The organism is Streptomyces plumbidurans (genome assembly GCF_019857225.1).
Classification (GTDB): Bacteria; Actinomycetota; Actinomycetes; order Streptomycetales; family Streptomycetaceae; genus Streptomyces; species Streptomyces plumbidurans.
This window is the reverse complement of sequence record NZ_JAFJSY010000034.1, coordinates 85675-102817: the sequence shown is the minus strand read 5'-3', so window position 1 is coordinate 102817 and position 17143 is coordinate 85675. Positions and strand designations below refer to the sequence as shown.

Below are 17143 nucleotides of genomic sequence, written 5' to 3'. Positions count from 1 at the left end.
GCGGGTCCTTGTCTGCGGGGCGGGGTTGTGTGTTTCGGTCGGTCGGGTGAGCGCGGTCTGCATCAGGAACCCGTCTTTCGGGCGCGGGTGTTCAGCGGGCGACGGTTCGCTGTCGTGAGGGCCGGGCGGGGGCCCGCTGCCCGGCGTGTGCTCGTCTGCGTGATCGGGTGCGGTACCCCGACCAGTCGGGGCAGCCCCGGCTTCATCACGAACCGACCTCCCTGGTGCGGGTGTTGTCCGGGTCGAGCACCTCGCGGATGAGGCGGAGCTCGTCGGGGGTGGGTTCGCGGGTGGGCGGTATCTCGTCCGGGATCGTCAGGTCGAAGGACGTCGCCTCCCGGACCTGCTCCAGCGTGACACCGGGGTGCAGTGAGGCCAGGCGCATCGAGTGGTCGGGAGTGGCGAAGTCGAAGACGCCCAGGTCGGAGACGACGCGGGGGATGCGGTGGTGGCGTGCGCCGGCGGCGTGGTCGTAGCCGACGCCGCAGATCATGTCGACGCGTTCGACGAAGACCCGCCGGGAGTGCTTGGGGATCCAGTAACTCGTGGGGTTGTTCAGGGTGTTGACCGGAGCTCCGCGCACCCCGAGCAGCTGCCGCTTCGGCCGCTCCCAGTCACCGATGCACGAGATGTTCTGGTTGCCGAACCGGTCGATCTGGCTCGCGCCCATCATCACGTGCCGTCGGCCCCCGGTGACCAGCGTGAGGTGCCTGCGGTAGGGCAGCCAGCCCTCGGTCGTCCCGTCCGGGCGGACGAGCAGCGCCTCGCCGTCGGTCAGCAGCAGGTCCGGCGCGAAGGTGAGCCGCGCCAGACGGGCGCCGACGGCGGCGATCAGGCCCATCGGGCTGGCCAGCACCTCCCCGTCGCCGCGCCAGGCCTCGGCGCAGGCGATCACGCAGTACTCGGCGCGGGTGGGCGGGAGGAGCAAAGCACGGGTGGCGGTCATGACCCGGCCCCCTCGGACGGGGCGAGATACCCCTCGGCGAACTCCGCCCACGGCGTGGTCGCGTACTTCCGTTGCGCGGCCTCGTCCCGGCCGTAGTCGGGCGCGCAGGACGTGAAGTGCGCGCCGTTCGGGGCCTCCACGACACCCGTCACCGTGTGCCGCTGCACGAGCAGCGTCTGCGGTGCCGCCTCCTTCGTCAACTCGGCCGTGTCGACGATCCGTTCGCAGCTCAGATACGCCGCCTCGGCCGCCTCGCAGAACAGGTCGTCGAAGTACGGGTCCGGACCCAGATACTGCCCGTTGCCCAACCGGTCGGCACGGTTGAGATGCACCAGGGCCGCATCGAGCCGCAGCGCGGGCATCGCCACGAACGTCTCCCCGTCCTCGTACGGCGAAGTCACCGTCCGCAGACCGGGGTTGACCCGCATCACGTCCGAGCCGATCCCCGCCCGCACCGGCAGGAACGGCAGCCGGTTCGCCGCCGCGTGCAGCCCCCACATGAACATCGCCTCGTCGACCTCCATCAGCTCGAACGCACCCGACTCCCGGGCGGCGCGGTAGTGGGGTTCTAGGGGGATCGAGTCCAGCGTGACGAAGGGCGCGACCAGTTTCCGGATGCGCCCGGCGGCCGCGAGCATGCCGACGTCGGGGCCGCCGCAGGAGACCACCGTCAGGTCCGTGACGCCGGACCGCAGCAGCGCCCTGACCAGGGCCATCGGCTTGCGGCGCGAACCCCAGCCGCCGATACCGAGCGTCATCCCGCTCTCCAGCCGGGAGACGGCCTGCTCGGCGGTCATCGTCTTGTCGCTCACCGCGTCCCTCCCGAGGATCCTCCCGAAGACGTCCCGAAGGTGTCCCGCACCCGGTCGGCCACCCCGGCCGCGCTCGCCTCGTAGGTGAAGCCCTGCTCGTAGCGGTAGCTGCGGCGGATGTCGACGGGGTCGATGCCGTTGATGGCGGCCTTGGCCAGCCGCAGCAGCTCACCGTCCTTGGCGGCGATCTCGCGCGCCAACTCCAGTGCGGCTTCCCGCAGTTCCTCGCGGGGTACGACCTGCCACACCGAGCCGTGCCGGTGCAGTTCGGCCGCGCTGACGGTGCGCGAGGTGTAGTACAGCGCGCGCATCAGATGCTGCGGGACCAGCCGGGACAGATGAGTGGCCGCTCCCAGGGCGCCCCGGTCCAGCTCGGGCAGTCCGAAGGCGGCGTCCTCGCTCGCCACGATGATGTCGGCGTTGCCCACCAGCCCGACGCCGCCGCCCAAGCAGAAGCCCTGCACCGCCGCCACCACCGGCACCGCGCACTCGTACACCGCCGCGAACGCCTCGAAACAGCCGCGGTTGGCGCCGACCAGGGCGCTCGTGCCGTGCGCCTGTATCTCCTTGATGTCCACGCCGGCGTTGAACCCCCGGCCCTCCGCGGCCAGTACCACGCAGCGCACCCGCGGGTCGCGGCCCGCCGCGCGCACGGCGTCGGCCAGGGCGAACCAGCCGTCCGCGGGCAGCGCGTTCACCGGTGGGAAGTCGACCGTCACGACGGCGATCCCCTCTTTTTCCGCCCCGTTTTCCGGTGACGAGGTGGAGACACTCATGGGCGCATCAGCTACCTTTCCACCAAACGTTTGTTAGGTGGAAGGGTAGCCGCGCATGGCACTGAACGGGAAGGTCGCGGTCGTCACCGGCGGCACCCGCGGCGTCGGGGCCGGGATCGCGAAGGCCTTCGTCGAGGCCGGCGCCGACGTCGTGACCTGCGCCCGCCGACCGCCCGAAGAGCCCGTCGAGGGAACGGAGTTCGTCCCCGTCGACCTGCGCGACGCCGACGCCGTGCGCGCGTTCTTCGCCGGGCTGCCCCGCGTCGACGTCCTGGTCAACAACGCGGGCGGCGCCCCGTACCGCAGGCTCGACCAGTCCGCCTCCGAATGGCACGCCCGGGTCGTCGAGCTCAACCTCCTCACCCCGCTCACCGCCTCCCTCGCCGCGTACGAGAAACTGCGGCGCGCCCGGGGGTCGGTGGTGATGATCGGCAGCGTGAGCGGCACCCGCCCCTCACCCGGCACGGCCGCCTACGGCGCCGCGAAGGCGGGCCTGGAGAACCTCGCCCGCTCGATGGCCGTGGAGTGGGCGCCCGAGGTGCGCGTCAACACCCTCGTGGTCGGCCTGGTCCGCACCGAACTGTCCCACCTCCACTACGGCGACGCGGACGGCATCGAGGCCGTCTCGCGCACGGTCCCGCTCGGCCGCATGGCCGAACCCGCGGACGTCGGCGCGGCGGCCGTCTTCCTCGCCTCCGACGCCGCCGCCTACATCAGCGGGGCGAGCCTTCTCGTACACGGAGGTGGAGAGCGGCCCGCCTTCCTCGATGCGGCAACTACCAACAGGGAGCGCTGAGATGAGCGGAATCTGTGCGGGGCGGGTCGTGGTCGTCACCGGTGCCGGGCGCGGGCTCGGGCGGGCGCACGCGCTGGCGTTCGCGGCGGAGGGGGCGCGGATCGTCGTGAATGATCTGGGCGTGGGGCTGGACGGCAGGCGCGGTGCCGACAGCCCGGCCGGGCAGGTCGTCGAGGAGATCCGCGCGGCAGGCGGCGAGGCGGTCGCCCACGGCGGCGACATCGCCACCACCGAAGGAGCGGCCTCCCTGATCGCGGCCGCCCTGGAGACGTACGGCCGGCTCGACACGCTTGTCAACAACGCCGGGTTCCTGCGCGACCGGATGCTCGTCAACCTCGACGAGGACGACTGGGACGCGGTGATGCGCGTCCACCTCAAGGGCCACTTCCTGCCGCTCCGGCACGCCGCCGCGCACTGGCGGGCGCAGGCCAAGGCGGGCCGCACACCGGTCGCCCGCGTCGTCAACACCAGCAGCGGAGCAGGCCTGTTGGGGTCGGTCGGGCAGGGCAACTACAGCGCGGCGAAGGCCGGCATCGTCGGACTGACCCTGGTCGCGGCCGCCGAACTCGCCCGCTACGGCGTCCAGGTCAACGCGATCGCCCCCGCCGCCCGCACCCGCATGACGGAAGGCGCCTTCGCCGACACGATGACGGCTCCCGCGGACGGCTTCGACGCCATGGCCCCCGAGAACGTCTCCCCCCTCGTCGTCTGGCTGGGCTCGCCCGCCAGCGCGGGTGTCACCGGCCGAGTCTTCGAGGCAGAGGGCGGCCGCATCACCGTCATGGAGGGCTGGCGCCCCGGCCCGAGCGCCGACAAGGGGGCACGATGGAGCCCGGCGGAAGCGGGGGAGACGGCACTGAAACTGCTGGGAGAGGCGGAGCTGCCGGGGATGGTGTACGGGGCCTGAAGACGCCGAGCCACGCCCGCTACGTCACGCCCGCTTCGTCAGCCACACCCGCTACGTATCGCACTCCAGCACCGTCCGGCACAACCCGCACCGCGCGCGGACGCGCCCCCGTACCGGCACCCGGATCCGTTGGTGGCAGGTGGGGCAGGGGAAGGAGACCCGTAGGGGGCCGCGGCCGTCCGGGGTGAAGGAGTAGGCCGTGCCGGGGTGCGCGGCGGGGGAGTGGTGGTCCTGGGCGTGGCGGCGGTCGCGGGCGTAGCGGCGGCGGCCCGCCCAGCCTGCCGCCGTCAGCGGGGGCTGCTGCTCGTCGTGGCGGGCCTTGGCCATGCCCCGGGTGTAGGCCTCGTAGGCCTGGGGGCTGGTGAACCAGATCGACGGGTCCTCGTCGAAGATCAGCGCGCGCTTGGCCAGCACGTAGCCGAACTCCTCGGGTGTGAGATAGCCCAGCTTCTGCGAGGACGCCGCGTCCTCCCGGTAGGCGTCCAGCAGCAGCCAGCCCGCCCCCAGGTACGTCGTCGCCGTGTCCGTGAGGATCTCGTTCGCGCGCGTGCCGGGGAACGACAGATCCAGACGGTGCAGATAGACGTGCATGATCTCGTGCGCCAGCGCGGCGCCGATGTCCCGGCGGTGGGTGCGGAAGCGGTCGTTCAGCTCGATGAAGTACTCGGGGCCCGCGGCGAGTTCGACGTTCGCCGCGTGCTCCATCTCGCGGAAGCCGACGATCATGTGGGCGTCCGGGAGGTGGTAGTGACGGACGAGCTCACGGGCCACGCGCTGCGCGCCCAGATGGAGATCGTCCGTGTCGGCGAAGGCCACGTCCACGGGGGCGACACTCCCCGAGAACGTCTGGATCGTGTCGTACGACAACCGTTTGTAGAGCGCGGTGATGGCCTCCCGCACCGTCTCCAGGTGTGGGAAACCGTGCTCGACCGGTCCGCCGTTCGCCACGCCAGAACCCCCAGGACGCCCTGCACCCGATCCCACTCTACGGGGAGGTGAGCGGATTTTCCCGGCCGTTCTTCCGGCCGTTCCTCCGGCCGTTCCCCGAGCCCGCCTGCCGGCTGCCTCCTGTCCTCCCGGCCACCCCTACAGACCCCGCAGCAAGACCCTCCCCGGCCCGGCCGGGTCCGAGCCGTCCAGTTCCAGCAGCCACACCTCGTTCTCGCCCTCGCGCAGCACCGGACCCGGCACGTACAGCGAGCGCTGCGGGCCCACGGACCAGTACCGCCCCAGACTGAACCCGTTGACCCAGACGAACCCCCGCGTGCGGCCCGGCAGTTCGAGCCGTGCGTCCCCGGCGCCGCGCACCGTCACGGTGCCGCGGTACAGACCCGGGCCGCCGTCCTCGGGCAGCGGTCCGAGAGGGATGCCCGTGATGTCGTCCAGCGCGTCCAGACGCAGCCCACGCGCGCGTACCTGGTGCAGAAACTGCCGCTCGTGCAGCAGACCACCGGTGATGCCCTTGGCCTCCCCGCTGCGCGGCCCGTAGTTGACGCGCCCCAGGGACTCCACCCACAGCTCCACGCGCGCGTGCCCGGCGACCGGCTCCTTGAGCTGCTCGTCGCCCTCGCCGAGCACCCCGGCCCGCTCGCCGTCGACGTACACCACCGCCAGATCCCGCAGGCCGCGCGCGATCAGCGGGTACGGCTGCCGCGGACCGGGCACCGTCACCGCGTAGCGCACGAGCCCCCGGTCCACGTCCAGGTCCTCGAAGGTGGGCGGCACGGGAGCCGCCCTCTCCGGGCCGCCCCGCGCCTCCAGTACGACGTCCAGGGGCGCCCACCCGGCCAGGTCCGCCTCGGCCGGGGCACCCAGCCGCGCCGGCGGGGGCGGAGGCTCCGGGAGCGGGCCCTCGGCGTACTCGGCGAGGACCTCACGCATGCGCCAGAACTTCTCCGTCGCCCGCCCGTACTCGTCGATCGGGGCGTCGTAGTCGTACGACGTCACATCGGGCTCCAGAGGCCCCTCGTGCAGATCGCCGCCGCCCCGGTTGGCGCCCGCCCAGCCGGCGAAGCTGGTGCCGCCGTGCGCCATGTAGAGGTTGACGGAGGCCCCGCACTCCAGGATCTCCCGCAGGGCGGCCGCAGCGTCCCCGGCGTCACGGGTGGCGTGTTCGCCGCCCCAGCGGTCGAACCAGCCGCACCAGAACTCCATGCACATCAGCGGCCCCTGGGGGCGGTACCGGCGCAGCGTCCCGAACGCCTCGCGCGCGTGGGAGCCGAAGTTCACCGTCGCGAGCACCCCGGGGACCGTACCGCCGCTGAGCATGTGCTCCTCCGCACCGTCGGAGGTGACCAGCGGGACGGTGACGCCCTCCTCGCGCAGCAGATCGGCCAGCCGGCGCAGATACGCGGTGTCCGAGCCGTAGCTGCCGTACTCGTTCTCGACCTGCACCATGACCACCGGGCCGCCGCGGTCGATCTGCCGCGGCACGACCTCCCGCAGCAGACGCCCGAACCAGCGCCGCACATACCCCATGTACGTCTCGTCGCGGGTACGCACGCGCGTGCCCAGCTCGCCGGTCAGCCAGTGCGGCAGCCCGCCGTTCTCCCACTCGGCGCAGATGTACGGCCCCGGCCGCACGATCGCCCACAGCCCCGCCTGCCGGACCGCGTCCAGGAAACGGCCGAGCGCCGCCACGTCCCGGTGCTCGCCCGGCGCCGGCTCGTGCAGGTTCCAGGGCACATACGTCTCCACGCAGTTCAGGCCCATCGCCCGCAGCATCGCCAGCCGGTGATCCCAGTGCGCCTCGTGCACCCGGAAGTAGTGCAGCGCGCCGGACAGCAGCCGCACCGGCCGCCCGTCCAGCAGGAAATCCTCGTCCCCGACCCCGAACTCGCTCATGCCACCCACCCTCGCCCGCGGGCGGCGATCATGTCCATGGACAAAGATCACCGCCACTTGGACCGAAACGAGACGCAGACTTGAGTGCCGTAGGAAAGGGGCTCGGGATGTACCACACCTGGATGCGGTTCTTCACGCCCGGACCGGCCCACCACCGGCTCGGTCTCGTCTGCCTCGGCGTGGGCCTGCAGTACGGCGCGCTGCCCACCGTCGGCCCCCGCACCCTCGACCACCATGTCGCCGTCGTCGTCAGCGCGGGCGGCGGCTGGTACCTCGCACCCGACGGCAGCCGTACGACCGTCACCGCACCAGCACTGCTGTGGCTCACCCCCGGCGTGCCCCACCACTACGGCGCCGGGCCCGACGGCGGCTGGGACGAGGGCTTCGTCGTCTTCTCCGGGCCCGCCGTCGCCACGTACACCGAACTCGGCTACATCGAACCGGACCGCCCCGTCGTGCCCCTGTCCGACGCCACCGGCGCACGCGGCGTGATCGGCCGCATCGCCCGCGCCGCCCGGCACGGCAACCCCCTCCTCGAAGTGGAGACCGGCGCCGCCGTCCACGAACTGCTCGTCGCCCTGCGCCGCGCCAGAGCCGACCTCGCCCCCGGCGGCGACCCCGTCCTCAAGGCACTCGCCCGCGACGCCTGCCTGCCCATGTCGGTCGCCGAGCACGCCACCCGGCACGGCATGACCCCGGCCGAACTGCGCACCGCCGTACGCCGCGGCGCAGGCTGCAGCCCCAAGGACTATCTGCTCGGCATCCGCCTCGGCCGCGCCAAGGAACTCCTCGCCGCCACCGAACTGCCCGTAGCCGCAGTCGCCCGTCGCGTCGGCTACGACGATCCGGCCTACTTCTCCCGCCTGTTCACCCGCCGCGTCGGCATGCCCCCGGTGCGCTTCCGCGCGCAGCAGTACCGCACCGTCCCCGGCGGCTGGAGCGACCGGGTCCCCGATCCCGACGATCCGCCGATGATCGAACCCCCGCCCGCCGCCTCGGACCTGCCCTAGGGTGGACCCTCATGACCACCAGCAACACCGGCACCCAGGACGTCGACCCCGCGGTCCGCAAGGAACTCGCCAGGCTCCGCGACAGCATCGACAACATCGACGCGGCCGTCATCCACATGCTCGCCGAGCGCTTCAAGGCGACACAGCAGGTCGGCCACCTCAAGGCCGCGCACCGGCTGCCGCCCGCCGACCCGGCCCGCGAGGCCCGCCAGATCGAGCGGCTGCGCTCGCTCGCCGAGAGCGCGAAACTCGATCCGGCGTTCGCTGAGAAGTTCCTGAATTTCATCATCGCCGAAGTCATCCGCCACCACGAGCGCATCGCCGAGAACACCGGCAACGGCGCCGCGAAAACGGCCAATTGACCTCGGCAGATGCCACCGAGGGCGTGACACGCGGGCCGGCGCGAGGCATCCTGCGCTGTGTACTCCTTGTCAGCTGACGAGCACGCTTCGTCAGCGCTCCGGTCATAAGCTGGTTGTCCACGCGGGAGGGACGTCGGGCCATGCCGGATGCCAAGATCCTCATCGTCGACGACCACGAGGACACGCTGTACGCGCTGGAGAGCGCACTCGCTCCGCTCGGGTACCTGCTGGGCCGCGCCACCAGCGGCGACGAGGCCCTCAAGCAGGTGCTCCGCGGACAGGTCGGCCTGCTCCTGCTCGACGTCCGCATGCCCGGCGTCAGCGGACTCGACGTCGTGCGCTACATGCGCCGCGTCGAACAGACCCAGCACATTCCGGTCATCCTCCTCACCGGCTTCGGCGTCGACCACGTCCTGACCTCCGCGGCCTTCGGCCTCGGCGTCGCCGACCTCATCATGAAACCCGTCGACCCCTGGGCGCTGCGCACCAAGGTCCGCTACCTCTACGACACCCACCGCCGCACCCTCGACCTCGAACACGAGGTCCGCGAACTGCGCGCCCTCGTCAAGGGCCACACCGAGGACGCGACACCCCTGCCACGCGCCCCCGCCCTCCCGCACCCGGACCCCCACGTCCCCGCACAACGGGCGGGCCGGGCGCACAACGGGGAGCTCGAAGAGGAACGGACGTAGCCGGACGCAGCAGGCTCGCCCCCATATCCCCTGTGCCTCGCCGACGGCATCGGGCAGCATGGCCTGCATGTCCGTACTGACGCGCGACGAAGCGCAGACCCGTGCCAAGCTCCTCGACGTCCACCGCTACACCATCGAGCTCGACCTGACCACCGGCGACGAGACCTTCGACTCCAGCACCGTGATCCGGTTCAGCGCGCACACGGACGCCGACACCTTCGTGGAGCTCAAGCCCGCCCACCTGCGCTCCGCCACCCTCGACGGACAACCCCTCGACCCCCACACACTGCACGAGAACCGCCTGCCGCTGACAGCCCTCACCGCAGGCGAGCACGAACTGCGCATCGACGCGAGCATGCGCTACTCCCGCACCGGCGAAGGCATGCACCGCTTCACCGACCCCACCGACGGCGAGACCTACCTCTACACGCAGCTGTTCATGGAGGACGTGCAGCGCGTCTTCGCCGCCTTCGACCAGCCCGACCTCAAGGCCGTCTTCGAACTGACCGTCAAGGCCCCCGAAGGCTGGAGCGTCCTCGCCAACGGCGTCACCGAACACCTCGGCGAAGGCCGCTGGCAGGCCGCCCCCACCCCGCTGATCTCCACCTACCTCGTCGCCGTCGCCGCCGGCCCCTGGCACTCCGTGCACACCGAACACCGCGGCCTGCCCTTCGGCATCCACTGCCGCCGCTCCCTCGCCCCCCACCTGGACGCGGACGCCGAGGAAATCCTCGAGATCACCAAGCAGTGCTACGACCGCTACCACGAGAAGTTCCAGGAGCCGTACCCCTTCGACTCCTACGACCAGGCATTCGTCCCCGAGTTCAACGCCGGCGCCATGGAGAACCCGGGCCTGGTCACCTTCCGCGACGAATTCGTCTACCGCTCCGCCGTCACCGACACCGAACGGCAGACCCGCGCCATGGTCATCGCCCACGAGATGGCCCACATGTGGTTCGGCGACCTCGTCACCCTGCGCTGGTGGGACGACATCTGGCTGAACGAGTCCTTCGCCGAGTACATGGGCTACCAGACCCTCACCGAAGCCACCCGCTTCACCGACACCTGGACCGACTTCGGAGTCGCCCGCAAAGCCTGGGGCTACGACGCCGACCAGCGCCCCTCCACCCACCCCGTCGCCCCCGAGAACGTCGACGACACCGCCTCCGCCCTCCTCAACTTCGACGGCATCTCCTACGCCAAGGGCGCCTCGGCACTGCGCCAACTCGTCGCCTGGCTCGGCGAGAAGGACTTCCTGGCCGGCATCAACACCCACTTCGCCCGCCACAAGTTCGCCAACGCCACCCTCGCCGACTTCATCGACTCCCTCGCCTCCGCCACCGAACGCGACGTCCACGCCTGGGCCGACGCCTGGCTGCGCACCACCGGAGTCGACACCCTCAGCCCCGTCGTGACCCGCCAGGACTCGGGCACCTACACCCTCCAGGTCGAACGCACCGGAAGCCGCCCCCACCGCATCGCCGTCGGCCTCTACGACCAGGACGTCGCCGACGAGGACCGCCACCTCACCCTGCGCGAACGCATCGACCTCGACATCCCGCAGAGCGAACCCCACACCCTCGGCAAACGCCCCGCACTGCTCCTGCTCAACGACGGCGACCTCACCTACACCAAGATCCGCTTCGACGACGGATCCTTCGAGGCGGTCCGCACCGGCCTGTCAGGACTGCCCGACCCGCTGACCCGCGCGGTCGTCTGGAACGCCCTGCGCGACGCCGTCCGTGACGGCGAACTCCCGCCCGCCGCCCACCTCGAGACAGCCCGCGCCCACCTCCCGCGCGAAACCGACCTCGCCCTCGTCCAGGGCGTCCTCGCCTTCGCCGGCGCCCAGGTCACCGACCGCTACCTCACCCCCGAGGAACGCCCGGCGGCCCTCGGCACCCTCTCCTCCCTGTGCCGCGACCTCATCCGCCGCACCGAGGACGGCGACAACCCCGGACTGCGCCTGATCGCCGTACGCCACTTCATCGACGTCGCCGCCCACCCCGACACCATCGCCGCCTGGCTCGCCGACGGCACCGTCCCCGGCGGCCCCGAACTCGACCCCGAACTGCGCTGGCGCATCCTCGGCCGGCTCGCCGTCCTCGGCGCGACCGACGAGGCCGCCATCACCGCCGAACTCGACCGCGACCCCTCCGCCACCGGCCAGGAAGGCGCCGCCCGCTGCCGCGCCGCCCTGCCCGACCCACAGGCCAAGGCCCGCGCCTGGCAGGCCATGTTCGGCGGCGACGACCGCACCGACCTGTCCAACTACCTCTTCATCGCCACCGCCCAGGGCTTCTGGCAACCCGAACAGGCCGACCTCGTCCGCGACTACGTACCCCGCTACTACGAGGACGCCGTCGCCCTCTCCGCCCGCCGCGGCCCCGCCATCGCCGACGCCGCCGGCCGCTGGGCCTTCCCCCTCCACGCCGTGGACACCGAAACCCTCCGCCTGGGCAAGTCCTGCCTCAAGAACGCCAACCCCATCCCCGCCCTGCGCAGGAAACTCGTCGACCAACTCGACGACCTGGCTCGGGCGTTGCGCGTCAGGGAGGTACCAACCAGCCCGTCCGGCGTTTGAGGACAAGGCCCGTCCAGGGCCGGAGCGGGGGTCTGGGGGCGGCAGCCCCCAGCCACCGGCACCCACGACCTCCCCCCGCTGAAGCCCCGCAGGGCGTACCCCCTTTCGGGTTCCGATCGTTGACTCTCCGGGCACGCGCACGCATCCGCGTACAAGCTGGAACTCCCTCTGCCTGCGCGCCCGGGAGGAACCCATGACCACACCGGCCCTCGCCTCGGGACCCGAAGGCCGCGACGCCCTGCGACCGCTGCTCGCCACCGTGCTCGACGCGCTGGACGAAGGCGCACACGCGCGCGGCGGCCCGCTGCCCGCCGGGGGACCGGACGCCGTGACCGCGCGGGTGCACGACGCCGCCGGCGACGTACTGCCACAGGACGGCGAGCCCGACGCCCTGCACACCCTCGTGCGCGCCCTCGCCGAAGGCGCCGCCGACCCGGCCCACCCGCTGTGCGCCGCCCACCTGCACTGCCCGCCCCTGGCCGTCGCCACCGCCGCCGACCTCGCCGCGAGCGTCCTCAACCCCTCCCTCGACTCCTGGGACCAGGCCCCGGCCGCCTCCGCGCTCGAAGCCCTCGTCACCCGGACCCTCGCCAGAGAAGCCGGCGCCTCCGACGCCGTCGTCACCACCGGCGCCACCGAGGCCCACCAGATCGCCCTGCTGCTCGCCCGTGAACTCCACGGCCCCCACACGCGGCTCGTCTGCGGCACCAACGCCCACCACTCACTGCCCCGCGCCGCCTGGCTTCTCGGCCTGCCCGACCCGGTGACCCTCCCCGCCCCCGCCGGCACCCTCGACCCCGCCGCCCTCGACAAGGCCCTCACCGCCCACCCCGGCCCCCACCTGGTCGCCGCCACCGCGGGCACCACCGACGCGGGACTCATCGACCCCCTGCCCGAGATCGCCGCCCTGTGCCGAGCCCACCGCGCCCGGCTGCACATCGACGCCGCCTACGGCGGAGGCATGCTGTTCAGCGACCGGCACCGCGAGAAACTCGCCGGACTGGAACGCGCCCACACCATCGCCCTCGACCTGCACAAACTCGGCTGGCAACCGGTCGCCGCCGGACTCCTCGCGGTCCGTCACCCCCGCGACCTCGCGGCCCTCCACCAGCACACCGACTACCTCAACGCCGACGACGACATCGCGGCCGGACTGCCCGACCTCCTCGGCCGCTCCCTGCGCACCACCCGCCGCCCCGACATCCTCAAGATCGCCGTCACGCTGAAGACACTCGGCCGCAGCGGCCTCGGTGCCCTGATCGACCAAGTCTGCGGCCACGCCCGGGAGTTCGCGGCCCTCGTCCACGACCACCCCGGCTTCGAGCTCCACGACCGGCCCACCATCAGCACCGTCCTGTTCCGGCCCGCCCGCACGAGCGACGACACCGTCGCCGCCGTACGCCGCACCCTCCTCCACCAGGGACACGCCGTCCTCGGCCGCGCCCGCCTCGACGGCCGGCTCTGGCTCAAGGCCACCCTGCTCAACCCCCACACCCGCCCCGCCGACCTGGCCACCCTCCTCGCCCTCGTCGAAAGAGCCACCGAACAGGCCACCGAACAGGCCACCGAGCCGGTCGAACCGGGCGGCGAGGACACTCACACACTTGTGGAAGGACACACCCCCCGATGAGCACCACCCCCCACCCCCCACACCGCCGACCCGACGCCCCCCGCGACCTGGTCGGCATCGGCATCGGCCCCTTCAACCTCTCCCTCGCCGCCCTCGCCCACCCCCTCACCGCACTCGACACCGCCTTCTACGAGCAACGCCCCGCCTTCAACTGGCACTCCGGCCTGCTCATCGACGGCGCCCGCATCCAAGTCCCCTTCCTCGCCGACCTCGTCACCCTCGCCGACCCCGCCAGCCCCTGGTCCTTCCTCAACCACCTCAAGGCCCGCGACCGGCTCTTCCCCTTCTACTTCGCCGAGCGCTTCCACATCCAGCGCGCCGAATACGACACCTACTGCCGCTGGGTCGCGGACAACCTCCCCGCGCTCCACTTCGGCCACCAGGTCGACGCCGTCCGCTGGAACCCCGAACGCGACCTGTTCGAAGTCGACTTCACCCAACTCGACAACGACGGCGAAGCCGAAGCCCTCGGCCGCACCTACACGCGGAACATCGCCCTCGGCATCGGCACCGAACCCCACATCCCGGAACCCCTCAAACCACTCGTCGACGCCCCCGGCGTACCCGTGATCCACGCCGCCGACTACCTCACCCACCGCGACACCCTCCTCGCCGCCGACCACATCACCGTCATCGGATCCGGGCAGTCCGGCGCCGAGATCTTCCTCGACCTGCTCCGCGCCCGGCCCACCGGCCACGAAAAACTGCACTGGCTCGGCCGCACCGAGGCCTTCGCACCCATGGAGTACTCCAAGCTCGGCCTCGAACACTTCACCCCCGACTACACCCGCTACTTCCACGCCCTCCCCGAAGGCGTCCGCGACCGGCTCGTCACCGGCCAGTGGCAACTCCACAAAGGCATCGACACCGACACCATCGCCGCCATCCACCAGGAGCTCTACGACCGCACCCTGCACGGCGGCTGGCCCGACGTCGTCCTGACCCCGGCGGTCCGCGTCCGGACCGCCGGACGTATCGCCACCACCAAGGTCGAACTCCACCTCGAACACATCCAGCAGGACACCCGCGCCCGACTCACCACCGACGCCGTCGTCCTGGCCACCGGCTACCGCGAACGCCCCCTCGACCGGCTCCTGGCCGGCCTCGACCCCTACCTGCGCCGCGACAACCGTCAACGCCCGCGCATCGACGAGCAGTTCCGCCTCGCCCTCGACCCCGCCATCAGCGGCACCGGCTGCCACCTCTACGTCCAGAACGCCGAACGCCACACCCACGGCGTCGGCGCCCCCGACCTCGGCCTCGCCGCCTGGCGCAGCGCCACCATTCTCAACTCCCTGACCGGCGAGGAAACCTACCCACTGCCCGCCCGAACCGCCTTCACCACCTTCGGACTCGACCAGACACCAAGCCCACGCATCCCCCAGGCCCGCCAGGCCCAGGTCCTCATCCCACTCGCCGAGAGCAACTGAGCCACAGACCGAGACACAGCCGGTACACGGCCGGCCGGATCAAGCGGTGACACAGTGGAACCCATGACCACCCCCGCAGCAGACGGCCCCCGCCCCGCCCTCCCGTACGGCACCCCCGACGCCCCCCGCATCGCCGTACGCGGCGAAGCCCGCCTCGAAGTCGACCCCGAGATCGCCCGCATCGGCATCACCGTCGCCTCCCGCGGCAAGGACCGCCGCGCCGCCCTCGACGACCTCACCCGCCGCAACGCCGCCGCACTGGAACTCATCAAGTCCTACGGAGACGCCGTGGAACACCTCGAAACCGGAGCCTTCTCCATCAGCCCCGAACTCAAGGACAAAGGCCGCGGCGAACGCATCCACGCCTACCACGGCCGCGTCCACCTCACCGCCGAACTGACCGACTTCACCGCCCTCGGCGAACTCACCACACGCCTCGCCGACCTGGACCTGACCCGAGTCGACGGCCCCTGGTGGGCCCTGCGCCCCGACTCACCCGCCCACCGACAGGCCCGGCAACAAGCCGTGAAGGAAGCCGTCCAGCGCGCCGCCGAGTACGCCGACGCACTCGGCACCACCCTCTCCGCCCTGGTCGAACTGGCCGACATCGGCGCCGAGGACGCCCAGCCCCACGCCCCGGCCCCCGGCCGGATGCGCTCCATGGCCTACGGAGCCGCCCCCGACGACACCGCGGCCCCCCTCGACCTCGAACCCCAGCGCCAGAAGATCCACGCCGCTGTCAACGCCCGATTCACCATGATCCCGCCACGACTCTGACCCCAAAGCCGGCCCCGCAAATGCTCATCGGAGCGCCCCCGCGCACAATTCAATACTTGTCAACAGCACGTCATGCAAAGGTTGTTGAGCAGTCACCCTCACCCAATTCTCTACCCGCCGGTAAGGCCTAGGCTCGAACCATGCGCCGAGCAAAAATCGTCTGTACCCTGGGCCCCGCCACCGACTCGTACGACCAGATCAAAGCCCTGGTCGACGCCGGAATGGACGTAGCCCGCTTCAACCTCAGCCACGGCAGCCACGCCGAGCACGAGGAGCGCTACCAGCGAGTGCGCAAGGCCGCCGACGAGACCGGCCGCAGCGTCGGACTCCTCGCCGACCTTCAGGGTCCGAAGATCAGGCTCGGCAGCTTCGCCGAAGGCCCCGTACTCCTTGAACGCGGCGACACCTTCACCATCACCGTCGAAGAAGGCGCCCAAGGAAACGGACACACCTGCGGCACCACCTACACCGGCCTCGCCGCCGACGTCGCACCCGGCGAACGCATCCTCGTCGACGACGGCAAAGTCTGCCTCGAAGTCACCTCCGTCGACGGACCCCGCGTCCACACCACCGTCGTCGAAGGCGGCATGGTCTCCGACCACAAAGGCCTCAACCTCCCCGGAGTCGCCGTCTCCGTCCCCGCCCTCTCCGACAAGGACGAAACAGACCTGCGCTGGGCGCTGCGCACCGGCTTCGACGTCATCGCCCTCTCCTTCGTCCGCACCGGCCGCGACATCGAGGACGTCCACCGCATCATGGACGAGGAGGGCCGCCGCCTCCCCGTCATCGCCAAGGTCGAAAAACCCCAGGCAGTCGAAGCGATCGACGACATCGTCGCCGCCTTCGACGGCATCATGGTCGCCCGCGGGGATCTCGGCGTCGAAATGCCCCTGGAGGACGTCCCGATCGTCCAGAAGCGCGCCGTCAAACTGGCCAAGCGCAACGCCAAGCCGGTGATCGTCGCCACCCAGATGCTCGACTCGATGATCGACAACTCCCGGCCCACCCGCGCCGAGGCCTCCGACGTCGCCAACGCCGTCATCGACGGCACGGACGCCGTGATGCTCTCCGGCGAGACCAGCGTCGGCAAATACCCCGTCGAGACCGTCCGCACCATGGCGAAGATCGTCGAGGCCGCCGAGGAGGACCTGCTCGCGAAGGGCCTCCCACCGCTGACCGAGCGCAACAAACCCCGCACACAGGGGGGCGCCGTGGCCCGAGCGGCCGCCGAGATGGGCGACTTCCTCGGCGCCAAGTTCCTCGTCGCCTTCACCCAGTCCGGCGACACCGCCCGCCGCCTCTCCCGCTACCGCTCCCCGATCCCCCTCCTCGCCTTCACCCCCGAACCCTCCACCCGCTCCTACCTCAGCCTGACCTGGGGCGCGGAGACGTTCCTGGGCCCGCACGTGGAATCCACGGACGCGATGGTCGACCAGGTGGACGAACTGCTCCTCAAGTACGGCCGCTGCGAGAAGGGCGACATCGTCGTCATCACGGCAGGCTCCCCTCCGGGGGTCTCCGGCTCCACGAACCTGGTCCGGGTCCACCATGTCGGGGAGGACGACAGCCCGAAGTAG

Annotated in this window: 15 protein-coding genes; 10 read left to right on the top strand and 5 right to left on the bottom strand. The window is 71.5% G+C overall.

What is annotated here, in order from left to right; all coding sequences use genetic code 11:
- Window positions 1–205: 205 nt before the first annotated feature.
- The 3 genes from JYK17_RS22480 to JYK17_RS22470 are packed head-to-tail and all read right to left on the bottom strand — an operon-like array spanning window position 206 to window position 2534.
- Window positions 206–946 carry a CoA-transferase subunit beta gene (locus JYK17_RS22480; protein ID WP_222811057.1) on the bottom strand — a complete coding sequence of 247 codons (741 nt, stop codon included), beginning with the start codon at window positions 944–946 and terminating at the stop codon, window positions 206–208.
- Entirely contained in the window at window positions 943–1758 is an 816-nt protein-coding gene (locus JYK17_RS22475; protein WP_108013451.1) for a CoA transferase subunit A, read from the bottom strand. Before JYK17_RS22475 ends, JYK17_RS22480 begins: the two co-directional genes overlap by 4 nt.
- Window positions 1755–2534 (bottom strand): enoyl-CoA hydratase family protein, encoded by a 780-nt coding sequence (locus JYK17_RS22470; protein WP_128803339.1) that lies wholly within the window; start codon window positions 2532–2534, stop codon window positions 1755–1757. Before JYK17_RS22470 ends, JYK17_RS22475 begins: the two co-directional genes overlap by 4 nt.
- Before the next feature lie 55 nt (window positions 2535–2589).
- On the opposite strand from JYK17_RS22470, the gene JYK17_RS22465 reads away from it, so the two are divergent.
- Together JYK17_RS22465 and JYK17_RS22460 are read left to right on the top strand one after the other, a co-directional pair.
- Window positions 2590–3330 carry an SDR family oxidoreductase gene (locus tag JYK17_RS22465; protein WP_222811056.1) on the top strand — a complete coding sequence of 247 codons (741 nt, stop codon included), beginning with the start codon at window positions 2590–2592 and terminating at the stop codon, window positions 3328–3330.
- Window position 3331: 1 nt separating this feature from the next.
- Window positions 3332–4237 carry an SDR family oxidoreductase gene (locus tag JYK17_RS22460; RefSeq protein WP_222811055.1) on the top strand — a complete coding sequence of 302 codons (906 nt, stop codon included), beginning with the start codon at window positions 3332–3334 and terminating at the stop codon, window positions 4235–4237.
- A 51-nt stretch (window positions 4238–4288) separates the two neighbouring features.
- Here the strand turns inward: JYK17_RS22460 and JYK17_RS22455 are convergent, their stop codons facing one another.
- Both JYK17_RS22455 and JYK17_RS22450 read right to left on the bottom strand, forming a co-directional pair.
- Window positions 4289–5185, bottom strand: a complete 897-nt coding sequence (locus JYK17_RS22455; protein WP_108013455.1) for a hypothetical protein — start codon at window positions 5183–5185, stop codon at window positions 4289–4291.
- Window positions 5186–5323: 138 nt separating this feature from the next.
- On the bottom strand, window positions 5324–7081 hold the full coding sequence (locus JYK17_RS22450; RefSeq protein ID WP_222811054.1) for a glycoside hydrolase family 35 protein: 1758 nt from the start codon (window positions 7079–7081) through the stop codon (window positions 5324–5326).
- Between the two features lie 107 nt (window positions 7082–7188).
- Between JYK17_RS22450 and JYK17_RS22445 the strand changes: the two genes are divergently transcribed.
- The 8 genes from JYK17_RS22445 to pyk all read left to right on the top strand — a co-directional run bounded on the left by JYK17_RS22445 (window position 7189) and on the right by pyk (window position 17143).
- Window positions 7189–8091, top strand: coding sequence for a helix-turn-helix domain-containing protein (locus JYK17_RS22445; protein WP_108013457.1), 903 nt, complete (start codon window positions 7189–7191; stop codon window positions 8089–8091).
- Between the two features lie 11 nt (window positions 8092–8102).
- A complete protein-coding gene (locus JYK17_RS22440; RefSeq protein WP_108013458.1) occupies window positions 8103–8453 on the top strand; it encodes a chorismate mutase in 351 nt (116 codons plus the stop codon).
- Window positions 8454–8593: 140 nt separating this feature from the next.
- Window positions 8594–9145 (top strand): response regulator, encoded by a 552-nt coding sequence (locus JYK17_RS22435; RefSeq protein ID WP_108013459.1) that lies wholly within the window; start codon window positions 8594–8596, stop codon window positions 9143–9145.
- A 67-nt stretch (window positions 9146–9212) separates the two neighbouring features.
- Window positions 9213–11729, top strand: coding sequence for an aminopeptidase N (gene pepN / locus JYK17_RS22430; protein WP_128803341.1), 2517 nt, complete (start codon window positions 9213–9215; stop codon window positions 11727–11729).
- Between the two features lie 193 nt (window positions 11730–11922).
- Window positions 11923–13359: a pyridoxal phosphate-dependent decarboxylase family protein gene (locus JYK17_RS22425; RefSeq protein ID WP_222811053.1), complete on the top strand. Its 1437-nt coding sequence runs from the start codon at window positions 11923–11925 to the stop codon at window positions 13357–13359.
- Window positions 13356–14789 (top strand): lysine N(6)-hydroxylase/L-ornithine N(5)-oxygenase family protein, encoded by a 1434-nt coding sequence (locus JYK17_RS22420; protein WP_108013462.1) that lies wholly within the window; start codon window positions 13356–13358, stop codon window positions 14787–14789. The genes JYK17_RS22425 and JYK17_RS22420 overlap by 4 nt, the downstream gene beginning before the upstream one ends.
- Window positions 14790–14852: 63 nt before the next feature.
- Window positions 14853–15566: an SIMPL domain-containing protein gene (locus JYK17_RS22415; protein ID WP_108013463.1), complete on the top strand. Its 714-nt coding sequence runs from the start codon at window positions 14853–14855 to the stop codon at window positions 15564–15566.
- Window positions 15567–15706: 140 nt separating this feature from the next.
- Complete coding sequence (gene pyk, locus JYK17_RS22410) at window positions 15707–17143, top strand: pyruvate kinase (protein WP_128803345.1); 1437 nt, start codon at window positions 15707–15709, stop codon at window positions 17141–17143.

Excerpts from the sequence above, each read along its gene's own strand:
- JYK17_RS22480 (WP_222811057.1), bottom strand. The coding sequence starts at position 946 with ATGACCGCCACCCGTGCTTTGCTCCTCCCGCCCACCCGCGCCGAGTAC.
- JYK17_RS22470 (WP_128803339.1), bottom strand. The coding sequence starts at position 2,534 with ATGAGTGTCTCCACCTCGTCACCGGAAAACGGGGCGGAAAAAGAGGGG.
- JYK17_RS22465 (WP_222811056.1), top strand. The coding sequence starts at position 2,590 with ATGGCACTGAACGGGAAGGTCGCGGTCGTCACCGGCGGCACCCGCGGC.
- JYK17_RS22460 (WP_222811055.1), top strand. The coding sequence starts at position 3,332 with ATGAGCGGAATCTGTGCGGGGCGGGTCGTGGTCGTCACCGGTGCCGGG.
- JYK17_RS22450 (WP_222811054.1), bottom strand. The coding sequence starts at position 7,081 with ATGAGCGAGTTCGGGGTCGGGGACGAGGATTTCCTGCTGGACGGGCGG.
- JYK17_RS22445 (WP_108013457.1), top strand. The coding sequence starts at position 7,189 with ATGTACCACACCTGGATGCGGTTCTTCACGCCCGGACCGGCCCACCAC.
- JYK17_RS22440 (WP_108013458.1), top strand. The coding sequence starts at position 8,103 with ATGACCACCAGCAACACCGGCACCCAGGACGTCGACCCCGCGGTCCGC.
- JYK17_RS22435 (WP_108013459.1), top strand. The coding sequence starts at position 8,594 with ATGCCGGATGCCAAGATCCTCATCGTCGACGACCACGAGGACACGCTG.
- pepN (WP_128803341.1), top strand. The coding sequence starts at position 9,213 with ATGTCCGTACTGACGCGCGACGAAGCGCAGACCCGTGCCAAGCTCCTC.
- JYK17_RS22425 (WP_222811053.1), top strand. The coding sequence starts at position 11,923 with ATGACCACACCGGCCCTCGCCTCGGGACCCGAAGGCCGCGACGCCCTG.
- JYK17_RS22420 (WP_108013462.1), top strand. The coding sequence starts at position 13,356 with ATGAGCACCACCCCCCACCCCCCACACCGCCGACCCGACGCCCCCCGC.
- JYK17_RS22415 (WP_108013463.1), top strand. The coding sequence starts at position 14,853 with ATGACCACCCCCGCAGCAGACGGCCCCCGCCCCGCCCTCCCGTACGGC.
- pyk (WP_128803345.1), top strand. The coding sequence starts at position 15,707 with ATGCGCCGAGCAAAAATCGTCTGTACCCTGGGCCCCGCCACCGACTCG.